Source organism: Nonomuraea lactucae (assembly GCF_003313395.1).
GTDB classification, from domain to species: domain Bacteria; phylum Actinomycetota; class Actinomycetes; order Streptosporangiales; family Streptosporangiaceae; genus Nonomuraea; species Nonomuraea lactucae.
The window spans coordinates 18599-27991 of sequence record NZ_QNFZ01000026.1; the positions used below are offsets into that span (position 1 = coordinate 18599).

Consider the following 9393-nt stretch of genomic DNA (forward strand, 5'->3'; position numbering starts at 1 on the left):
GTCTCCTTTCGTGTCCGCATCTAGTTCGTTCGTCGTGGCGCTCGACGTCGGTGGGACGTCCATGAAGGGCGGCCTGGTCAGCGAGTCCGGCGTGGTGCTGCTGAGCGAGCGACGCCCCACCCCCCGCGCGGACGGTCCCGACGCCGTCGTAGGTGCCATCCGGGACTTCATCGGCCACCTGGCCGCCTCGGGCGCCGGCGGCCCGGCGGGCGTCGGCCTGGTCGTCCCCGGGCTGGTGTCCGCGGACACCGCGATCTACGCCGCCAACCTCGGCTGGGACCACGTGCCCGCGGCCGACTTCACTAGGCTCGACGTGCCGGTCATGCTGGGCCACGACGTGCGCACCGGCGGCCTCGCGGAGAGCGTCCTCGGCGCCGGGCGCGGCGTCTCCGACTTCCTCTTCCTGCCCATCGGCACGGGCATCGCCGGCGCCATGATCCTGCACGGCGAGCCGTACGGGGGCTCCTCCGGCTGGGGCGGCGAGATCGGCCACATCCCGGTCATCCCCGACGGCGAGCGGTGCGCGTGCGGCCAGTTCGGCTGCCTGGAGACGTACGCCTCGGCGGCCTCGGTGGGCAGGCGCTACAGCCTCCGGTCCGGCCAGGAGGGCGTACGAGCTGAGCAGGTGGTCTCCTCCGACGACCCGGTGGCCGTTGAGGTCTGGGACGAGGCCGTCGAAGCCCTGTCGCTGGCCCTGGCCACGTACACGCTCCTGCTGGACCCCTCCATGATCGTCCTCGGTGGCGGCCTCGCGGAGGCGGGCCCCGCCCTCTTCGACCCGGTCCGCACCCGCCTGGTCAGGCGCCTGGCCTTCCGGGACGCCCCCCCGCTCCGCCCGGCGGCACTCGGCATGGACGCCGGCATGCTGGGAGCCGCCCTGCTCGGCTGGCGCGCCGCGGGCCGACCCGACCTGGGGCCGGGCTGGACGGTGGATGTGCGACCGGAGCCCATGGTGTCGTAAGGTGTAGTGCCGATCAGGGGCGGTTAGCTCAGCGGTAGAGCACTCGCCTTACAAGCGAGGGGTCACTGGTTCGAACCCAGTACCGCCCACCAGCGAAGAGAGCCCCGTCTCCGATCATGGAAACGGGGCTTCGTGCCATTAGCGTGCCATTAGCCGGTGCGGGGGAGTGCTCCCGCGCCCTTGGTGATCTTGACGTTCATCTCGTCGGCGATCCTCCGGTCGACCTCCGCCGTGCTGTGTTGGTAGATCAGCGCGGCCCGGACGGAGTTGTGGGCCCGTACCAGGCCGCCGCGCCGACCACCGGCACGCCGCCGCACTAGGAGTGTCCTGAAGATCTTGGCGGTCTGGCCAGATGGGGCTCAGGACTTCAGACTCGGGTCATGATGGGCCCGTCGGAGGGTTCCGGCTGGGCCTGAGGTGTGGGTCGTGTGCCGGGAGTTGATTCCGGCTGGGAGCGTGTTCGCGTTTGTGGCCGAGCACCGGCGGCTGTTGTTTGCGTCGGAGTCGTTCGCGGACATGTATGCGCCGGTCAACGGGCGTCCGTCGGTGCCGCCGGGCCTGCTGGCGACGGTGGTGGTGCTGCAGGCGCTGCACGGATTGTCCGATGAGGAGGCGGTGGCGGCGCTACGGTTCGACCTGCGCTGGAAGGCCGCCTGCGGGCTTGGCCTGTATGACCAGGGGTTCGATCCGTCGCTGCTGACGTATTTCCGGCGTCGGCCGGCCCGCTCGTCGGACCCGGACCGGATCTTTCAGACCGTCCGCACCGTGGTGGAGCAGACCGGGGTGCTGGCGGGGCGGACTCGGCGGGCACTGGATTCGGCGGGCGCTGGATTCGGCGGTGTTGCTGGATGCGGTCGCCACTCAGGACACCATCACCCAGCTGATCGCCGCGATCCGCAGGGTGGCCCGCCAGGTGCCCGGCGCGAGCGCGCTGGTGGCGGCGCACTGTCACGCCCACGACTACACGACCCGGGCAAGCCGAAGATCGCCGGCTTTCCGCTTCAACAAGACGCCCGCATCGGGCAGGGCGCGCAGCAGCCGGATCAGGAGCGATCGAAGACCGTGATGCCCACCCGCCCGGCAACGTGATCGTGTGCATCCGCCTCGACGGCACGGCGGCGTCCGGTCGCGTGCTGTCTCGTACGACAAGCTCGCGGCTGAAGTTCCCCTCCACCGCAGTCGCCGACGGTAACGACCTGCTGGTGGTCAACCTCCAGTTCGACCGGCTCGCCAGCGGGCAGGCCCCCGATCTTCCCTTCGACGTCGTACGCATCCCTCGCCGCCGGTGAGACCCGTGCCGCCATCAGCCGCGTCATCGACGGTGAGGTGCTCGGTGGTGGCGGGCGTGGCGCTGCTGGAGCAGGTCCCGGCTGTGGTCGCCACCGTTCGACGTCCGGACGTCCGTGTGCGCGTGGAACGGTTCGGGTTCCTCGCTGTCGAGGAAGACGCCTTTGGTGGCAGTCGTATTTGATCAGGATCATCGGGGTCGAGGAAGACGCCTTTGGTGGCAGTCGTATTTGATCAGGATCATCGGGTGGTAAACCTTGACTGGAGAATGAACTGGTGAGTGAGCAGTCCCGGCGACGACACTAGCGCCGGAAATCACGATCTCCTCGCTGAACGGATCGCGCCCGAGGTGGTTGAACGCCTGCGGCGCGTGAAGGTGGCAGGTCATCGTCCTCGCACCGATGAAAGGACAGACGCCGTGTCTGCCCCTGCGCCCATTGACCCGAATCCGGCTGGAGAAGCCGTGACCGACGACACCTACGACTATGTGATCGTCGGCGCCGGCTCGGCCGGTTGCGTTCTGGCCAACCGGCTCACCGCCGATCCATCCGCCCGGGTCCTGCTGATCGAGTCCGGCCCCCCCGACGACGACCCGGTCGTCAAGATCCCGCTCGGCTGGAGCCGTCTGATGGCCGGTCCGTACGCCTGGGAGCACTACACGACACCCCAGCCCCAACTCGGCGACCGCAGGATCTACCTGCCGCACGGACGCGTCCTGGGCGGAAGCTCCTCGATCAACGCTCAGATGTGGGTTCGCGGCCATCGCGCCGACTTCGACTCCTGGAACGAGGCCGCCGACGGGTGGTCGTACAAAGACGTCGAGCCGTACTTCCACCGGGCCGAGCGGCGCGCCGGCAGCAACCTGGGCGGCGTCTACGGCACCGACGGTCCGATGTGGATCTCCGAGCAGCGGGAACCCAACGTCACCACGGCGGCCTTCCTCGAAGCCTGCGGGCAGCGGGGCCTTCGCCGGCTGTCCGAGCTGAACGAGCCCGACAGCATCGGGTACGCGCCGACGCCTGTCAACCAGTACGAAGGCGAGCGGTGGAGCGTCGCCGACGCCTACCTGCGTCCGGCCGCGACTCGGCCGAACCTGACGATCATCACCGAAGCCACCGCGCACGCGGTGCTGCTGGACGGTCCTCGGGCAGTCGGCGTACGGTACCGAACCGCGCAAGGCGAGATCCGCACCGCGCGAGCCGAAAGTGAAGTGCTCCTTTGCGCCGGAGCGATCGGCTCGCCGCACCTGCTGATGCTGTCGGGCATCGGTCCCGCCGGACATCTCGCCGACGCCGGGATCCCGCTGCGTCACGAACTCGCCGCAGTGGGTGCGAACCTGCAGGATCACGTGACCTGTTCGCTGTACGTCAACTGCCCGCAACCGGTGACCCTCCTCGGCGCCACCGCTCCCGAACAGATGGAGCGCTGGCAACGCGATCGACGCGGCCTGTTGAGCTCGGTGGGCGGAGAGGCCGTGGCCTTCGTGAACAGCCGACCGGGACTCTCGGCACCGGATCTGGAACTCATCTTCGTGCCGGGCGTCCAATCCGCGCACTACCCCGACGGCGCGCCGGGGCACGGCCTGATGATCGGCGTGGTCCTGCTGCGCCCGGACAGCCGCGGTAGCGTACGACCGGCCGGCCCGGACCCGGAGCAGGCACCGATCATCGACCCCGGCTACCTCACCGCGCCGGCAGACCTACCCCGCCTCGTGAACGGCCTCGCCATCGCCCGGGAGATCCTCGCGGCGCCGGCGCTGGCGCCCTATGTCGCCGATCCGATGGCACCGTGGCGGGGGGCGTCCAATCCGGACGAGTTGGGACAGTACATCCGCGACAACGCGTCGACCATCTTCCACCCGACGGGCACCTGCCGCATCGGTGAGGTCGTCGACTCGCGCCTGCGGGTCCGTGGCTTGGCCGGCCTGCGCGTCGTCGATGCTTCAGTCATGCCGTTCGTCAACCGTGGCCACCCACAGGCGGTGGTCGTGGCGATCGCGGAACGCGCCGGCGACCTGATCCGCCAGGATCGATCAGGGAGGTAGCCAAGGAGGACGGCGAGATGGCCACCCCGCGGTGTCCTTGCCGATCGGGGTTGCCGGCCGTCCGGGCGGTGGCGATCAGCAGGTCGTCCTGGGGTGACGTGGGTGTGTCCAGTCGGTCGTGTATCTCGATCTTGACCGCACAGACCCACAGATGCGCGGCCGTGCCGGGTTCGAGCTTCTGCGCCACCGCATCCTGCTGCAGTGAAGATCGCCTAGCGTCACCGCCGATTACGGGAACAGAGCCGAAAACCGTACAGTCCATGGGTGTCAGCGAGCGGACGTGTTCCGCTGAGACCGGTGACTCGCCGAGAGCATCTTGTCCATCAGGCGGGCGGGAAGGAAGCGGGCGAGGGGGATGATGAATGCGGCGTCCTTGCCGAGTGTGTATCTCGTTCGCGGTCGGGCTGCCGTGGTCACTTTGGCGATTTTGGCTCCGGCTTTCGCTGCGGGTACGGCGCGCTTGAGGAAGGCGGCGTTCGAGGCGACTGTTGACTTGACGAGATCGCCGTAAAGACGCTGATGTTCGGCGTTCATCTTGTCGGCGAGTTCGAGGGAGATGGCTCCGCTGTGGGCGGCCATCTCGGTCGCGACGCCGCCAGGTTGGACCACTACGACCTGCACACCTTGCGCTGCGACCTCTCGGCGCAGGGAGTCGCTCGCTGCTTCGAGTGCGAACTTCGTTCCCGCGTACGCACCGAAGATCGGTAGTGCGGCTACCCCGCCTACCGAGCTGATGTTGACGATCCTGCCTCGGCTCTGTCGGAGAAACGGCAGGAGCAGCTGGATGACGGCGATATGCCCGAACAGGTTGACTTCGAACTGTTCGCGCCATTGCTCGAGCGGCAGGACCTCGACGGGTGCGTTGATCTCGATGCCGGCGTTGTTGATCAGAGCACGGAGTGGGCGCTGCTCTGGGTCGTTGGCGATGCGCTTTGCGAGGGCTTCGATGTGCTTGGGGACGGTGATGTCCAAGGTGATTGGTTCGATGCCTGCGGCCCGGATGGCGTCGGCCTCATGGTTGGTGCGCACGCCGGCAAGGACGTGGTATCCCATCGAGGCGAGTTCGTGTGCCGTCGCGGCGCCGATGCCCGTGGCGGCGCCGGAGACGACGATGAGTTCCTCCTTGTATGACTGTGTCATGACTGTGGGTCCGTTCCGGAGGTGTGCGCGGTTGCGAGGGGGAAGGTGACGTCGGTCAGCTTTTCGGAGACCTCCCACAGTCGACGCGCTGTGGAGACGTTTCGTGCGTTGGCCGCGGGCCTGACGAGCTTCGGCGCGCCCCGCATCCCCATGAGCCGGCCGGGACCGGCGTAGCTATTCCCGGGAATGTTCCCCGTGGCGGCGTAGAGCGTGGGCAGGGCACCGTTGTCGGCGTTCTGCGCGACCAGTCCGATCAAGGACTTCCCGATACGAAAGCCCAGGGACGGATCGTCGGCTCTCATCAGGTTCGTGGCCGAGATCCCGGGGTGCGCGGCTGTCGCGATGACTCCCGAGCCGGCTGCGCTGAGGCGTCGCTGAAGCTCGGCGGTGAACAGCAGGTTGGCGAGCTTGGACTGCGCGTAGGCGGGATTCGCCCGATACCGCTTGCGCTCCCAGTTGAGGTCGCTGAAGTCGATGGAGCCGACCAGGTAGGCGAGAGAGGCCACCGTGACGACCCGTTGCCTGATGCGCGGCAGGAGGAGATTCGAGAGCGCGAAATGGCCGAGGTGGTTGGTGCCGAACTGCAGCTCAAAACCGTCAGTTGTCTTCGACAGGGGTGGAAGTGACACGCCGGCGTTGTTGATCAGCAGATCGATGGGGTCGGTGAAGTCCTGCGCGAACGCCCGAACCGAAGAGAGATCGGCGAGGTCGAGTCGGCGCACCTCGACCGCGCCTGCCATCGTCGCGGCGGCGGCGCGCCCCTTGTCGGTGTCACGTACAGCCAGGACCACGCGCGCACCTCGCTCAGCGAATATGCGGGCCGTGACGTGGCCGATACCGCTGTTCGCGCCGGTGACAACAACGGTGCGGTCAGTCATGAAGGGGATATCCGAGAGGGAGAAGTGGGACATGCCTTCAATGTAGACAGTGGAAACACAGTTGTCAATGACAACATTGGATCGGTATGCTCGTACTCATGCCCGGACCTGCCGAACAGCGGCCCTATCACCACGGAAATCTCCGCACCGCGCTCCTCACCGCAGCCGAGCGCGGCCTGCGAGAAAACGGAGCCGATCAACTCTCCCTCCGGGATCTAGCTAGGGAGATCGGCGTCAGTCACGCTGCGCCGCGTCGACACTTCGCGGATCGCCGGGCACTGCTCGACGCCCTTGCGGAGACCGGATTCGCGCGCCTAGGCGCCACGCTGCACGCCGCCCTGACCGAGAGCGATGGCGAGCGCGAGTTCCCCACGCGCGTGCGGGACGCCGTATCGGCATACGCCCACTTCGCGGTCGAGAACGCCGCGCTGTACGAGCTGATGAACTCCAGCAAGCACCATCCGGGAGCGACCCTGGTCACCCAGGCCGCTGCGGCAGCGTTCGGCCAAATGACCGACCTGATCGCAGAGGGTCAAGCGCACGGCGCGCTGGAGCAGGGCGATCCTGAAGAGGTCGGAATCATCCTCTACGCCACCGTGCAAGGCATCACCACCATGGTCAACAGCGGGATGATTGGCGCGGAGCGGCTCGATGGACTCGTCGACACCGCGGTCTCGCAGTTCCTTCGAGGGGCCCGTCCCCTCGGGCCGCAACGCTCCCCGAGCGGGCGCTGACGCAGGCTGGGAATTCGTGGCCAATTGCCTGGACTCAACTGGCCGCAGGGCTGGACTTTGACGGCTCTGGCACGAAGATCGTGATCGGGTGACCGTGTGTGATCAGCGTCGCGAATCCGTAACAGGCCGGGCATGAGGGTGGCCGCATCGTCAAGATCAGGTTCGGCCATGAATCCGATCATCAACGAGCGGCCGCGAGGGCTATTGTGCTGCGCCACGAGGCCGGCGTGGAGGCCTGCTGCCTCGATCTCCTGCCTCGATCTCCTGCACCTCCTCCTCCCACATCTGAAAACGTGCACGTCGACGCCGTCACGCGCATGGGACAGGGCGTGCTCATCACCGCTCGGATCCCAGACAACGACTCGGCCTGCCAAAGCCGCACCATCCCCAGCTGCCGCGTGCACAGCCGCTACCGCCGTCTCCTCACCGATGTGACCTGCGGCGATGTGCCGGTGACGATCGACCTGCGGACGCGCCGGTTCTTCTGCGGCAATCGGAGCTGCTCGACCAGGACGTTCGCGGAACAGGTCCCGGCTCTCGCGCAACGTCATGCGCGCCGGACCGTCGCGCTCAGCACGCTGCTGGAACCTCGCCCTGGCTGGGCCGGACGGGCCGGTGCCAGGCTCGCCGCCAGACTGGGCATCACGGTCTTCCGATCGCTCCTGATCCGGCTGCTGCGCGCCCTGCCCGATCCCGCGATGGGGCAGATCAGAGTGTTAGGTCCTATGCGGACTTCGGGTCTTCAGATCGGTTGAAGGCTTCGGGTCCACAAGATGGCTGCGCGTAAGTGAAGGCCGGCCAGGTAGCTTGCGGGCGTCTTGTCGAAGCGGAAAGCCGGCCCGCGCCACTCCTTGATCCGATTGATGCAGCGCTCCGCTGTGTTGCGCTCCTTGGAGAGATCGGGATCATGACTGGCCGGGCGGCCGCCGCGTGAGCCACGCTTGTTGCGGTTGGCCGCCTGGTCGGCCTTCTGCGGGATGACCGCCTTGATGCCGCGTCGATGCCGCGTCGGCGCGGGCAGGCGCGGTTGCCGCGGGAGGAGTAGGCCTTGTCTGCGGTCACCGCACCCGGGCGGGTGCGCGGGCGGCCGACGGGCAGGCGGACCCTGATGCGGTTCAGTACGGCGCGAAAGTGTGGGCTGTCTGCGGCCTGGCCCGCAGTCAGCACGAACGACAGCGGACGGCATCGCCACTCGGCGGACAGGTGCACCTTGCTGGTCAGCCCACCCCGCGAGCGGCCCAGCACGGCGGCCTTCAGCCGGATCCCGCACCGCAGGCGTACCCGCCGGCTTCCGGCCCGGTCCCGATCTTCCCGGGTCGCCCTCGCGGGTGTTCCGCCCCTTTGACGCAGCCCCTTTTCCTGCTCGACTTCCAAGTAACGGGCGACGACCCCCAGATTCCGAAATGGTGGGTAATATTATCGCTGGTCCTATCGCCGGCAGCGGTAATCGTATTCTTCCTAATATTCGCGGACGGCCTTCTGTCTGGAGAAGGCGGTCCGGTGACCACACTATTGTTATCGGCTGTCGGAAATATTAACGCTATAGTCTATTGCCTCCACGCTCTGGGGGTTATCAATGCATCAAGCCTGGGGGAGCTACTCGGCTAGACAGCCTAGTTTCGAGCCATGCGTACTGGGAGAATCTGGGTAACACGGCTACTTCAGCCTGAAACGAGATCGAGGCGGCCCGCGAGTACCAGCAGTGGATACGACCTGAGGAGGCCCGCTGTGGCTGATCCGCCTTTCACCCGCGCCCGGGTCCGCGTCACCCAACCCCACCGCGCCTCCAACCCGTACGGAGACCGCGACTTCACCCCTGGCGAGGAACTGGAGATGATCCGCTGGCCCGGAGGAGACTTGTGGGCGACCGAACTCACCGTCGATACGTCGTTCGTCGTTCCCGGCGAGTGTGTGCAGGTTCTGGAGGTGCTCGGCGATCTCGCCGACCCACGGGAGGATGAGACACGTGGATGAGCTCGTGGACTTTCGTCCGCGCCCGCCTCGACGAGGCGGGCGCGGACGAGCGGGCGGCGCTGGACTGGGAGCACCACAAGCGCATCCTCACGGACCAGTTCATGAACGACCCGCGCAGGAAGCATGTTCACGCGCGCCGCGAGCCTGTGACTGACGCACAGCTGGCCGAGTACGGCTACGACTCCCGGTTCGACCGGCCCGCGTGCTCCGCGAGGTCGAGGCCAGGGACCGCATGCTGACGCTGGCGGACATGCGGTTTCGCGGGCAGCTTGGAACGCTTGGGCTTGGGTCGCTTCGCCGTATCCATTCAGGCCTGTGATTGATCAGGCGTTTTGTGGTGGCATCCAGGGGGTTCCGGCCAGGGCCTCGCGGAGG

The 9393-nt window shown here is 67.4% G+C and carries 11 protein-coding genes, 1 tRNA gene and 2 pseudogenes; 10 read left to right on the plus strand and 4 right to left on the minus strand.

From position 1 onward, the window contains the following. The first annotated feature begins 10 nt into the window (after positions 1-10). Both DQW85_RS01625 and DQW85_RS01630 read left to right on the plus strand, forming a co-directional pair. Positions 11-961 (plus strand): ROK family protein, encoded by a 951-nt coding sequence (locus DQW85_RS01625; RefSeq protein ID WP_240196852.1) that lies wholly within the window; start codon positions 11-13, stop codon positions 959-961. 17 nt (positions 962-978) lie between these two features. Then, a tRNA-Val gene (locus tag DQW85_RS01630) sits at positions 979-1053 on the plus strand. Between the two features lie 57 nt (positions 1054-1110). Here DQW85_RS01630 and DQW85_RS01635 read toward each other — a convergent pair. Next, positions 1111-1278, minus strand: coding sequence for a hypothetical protein (locus tag DQW85_RS01635; protein ID WP_205314792.1), 168 nt, complete (start codon positions 1276-1278; stop codon positions 1111-1113). 100 nt (positions 1279-1378) lie between these two features. On the opposite strand from DQW85_RS01635, the pseudogene DQW85_RS01640 reads away from it, so the two are divergent. From DQW85_RS01640 to DQW85_RS01650, 4 genes and pseudogenes are all read left to right on the plus strand, one after another. Next, positions 1379-1951 (plus strand): annotated as a pseudogene (locus DQW85_RS01640) (transposase); the annotation flags it as partial. A 95-nt stretch (positions 1952-2046) separates the two neighbouring features. Next, positions 2047-2250 (plus strand): hypothetical protein, encoded by a 204-nt coding sequence (locus tag DQW85_RS01645; RefSeq protein WP_113698701.1) that lies wholly within the window; start codon positions 2047-2049, stop codon positions 2248-2250. A 56-nt stretch (positions 2251-2306) separates the two neighbouring features. After that, positions 2307-2432: a hypothetical protein gene (locus DQW85_RS47515; protein WP_275888158.1), complete on the plus strand. Its 126-nt coding sequence runs from the start codon at positions 2307-2309 to the stop codon at positions 2430-2432. Between the two features lie 279 nt (positions 2433-2711). After that, the gene (locus tag DQW85_RS01650) at positions 2712-4292 is read left to right on the plus strand and encodes a GMC family oxidoreductase (protein ID WP_113698702.1); all 1581 of its coding nucleotides are present in this window, start codon (positions 2712-2714) and stop codon (positions 4290-4292) included. A gap of 267 nt (positions 4293-4559) precedes the next feature. On the opposite strand, the gene DQW85_RS01655 is transcribed toward DQW85_RS01650, so the two are convergent. Both DQW85_RS01655 and DQW85_RS01660 read right to left on the minus strand, forming a co-directional pair. Then, complete coding sequence (locus tag DQW85_RS01655) at positions 4560-5432, minus strand: SDR family NAD(P)-dependent oxidoreductase (RefSeq protein ID WP_113698703.1); 873 nt, start codon at positions 5430-5432, stop codon at positions 4560-4562. After that, the gene (locus tag DQW85_RS01660) at positions 5429-6343 is read right to left on the minus strand and encodes an oxidoreductase (protein WP_113698704.1); all 915 of its coding nucleotides are present in this window, start codon (positions 6341-6343) and stop codon (positions 5429-5431) included. Before DQW85_RS01660 ends, DQW85_RS01655 begins: the two co-directional genes overlap by 4 nt. Positions 6344-6408: 65 nt before the next feature. On the opposite strand from DQW85_RS01660, the gene DQW85_RS01665 reads away from it, so the two are divergent. Together DQW85_RS01665 and DQW85_RS01670 are read left to right on the plus strand one after the other, a co-directional pair. Further along, the gene (locus tag DQW85_RS01665) at positions 6409-7044 is read left to right on the plus strand and encodes a TetR/AcrR family transcriptional regulator (protein WP_113698713.1); all 636 of its coding nucleotides are present in this window, start codon (positions 6409-6411) and stop codon (positions 7042-7044) included. A gap of 293 nt (positions 7045-7337) precedes the next feature. Continuing rightward, positions 7338-7799, plus strand: a complete 462-nt coding sequence (locus tag DQW85_RS01670) for a hypothetical protein (protein ID WP_113698705.1) — start codon at positions 7338-7340, stop codon at positions 7797-7799. On the opposite strand, the pseudogene DQW85_RS01675 reads toward DQW85_RS01670, so the two are convergent. Beyond that, a pseudogene (locus DQW85_RS01675) lies at positions 7787-8409 on the minus strand (transposase); the annotation flags it as partial. The gene DQW85_RS01670 and the pseudogene DQW85_RS01675 sit on opposite strands and share 13 nt — an antisense overlap. 363 nt (positions 8410-8772) lie before the next feature. On the opposite strand from DQW85_RS01675, the gene DQW85_RS01680 reads away from it, so the two are divergent. After that, positions 8773-9018, plus strand: a complete 246-nt coding sequence (locus DQW85_RS01680; protein ID WP_113698707.1) for a hypothetical protein — start codon at positions 8773-8775, stop codon at positions 9016-9018. Then, on the plus strand, positions 9015-9257 hold the full coding sequence (locus tag DQW85_RS01685) for a hypothetical protein (RefSeq protein ID WP_113698708.1): 243 nt from the start codon (positions 9015-9017) through the stop codon (positions 9255-9257). Before DQW85_RS01680 ends, DQW85_RS01685 begins: the two co-directional genes overlap by 4 nt. Positions 9258-9393: the final 136 nt, after the last annotated feature.

Coding starts and splice junctions, on each gene's coding strand:
- DQW85_RS01655 (WP_113698703.1), bottom strand. CDS start 5,432: ATGACACAGTCATACAAGGAGGAACTCATCGTCGTCTCCGGCGCCGCC.
- DQW85_RS01660 (WP_113698704.1), bottom strand. CDS start 6,343: ATGTCCCACTTCTCCCTCTCGGATATCCCCTTCATGACTGACCGCACC.
- DQW85_RS01665 (WP_113698713.1), top strand. CDS start 6,409: ATGCCCGGACCTGCCGAACAGCGGCCCTATCACCACGGAAATCTCCGC.
- DQW85_RS01685 (WP_113698708.1), top strand. CDS start 9,015: ATGAGCTCGTGGACTTTCGTCCGCGCCCGCCTCGACGAGGCGGGCGCG.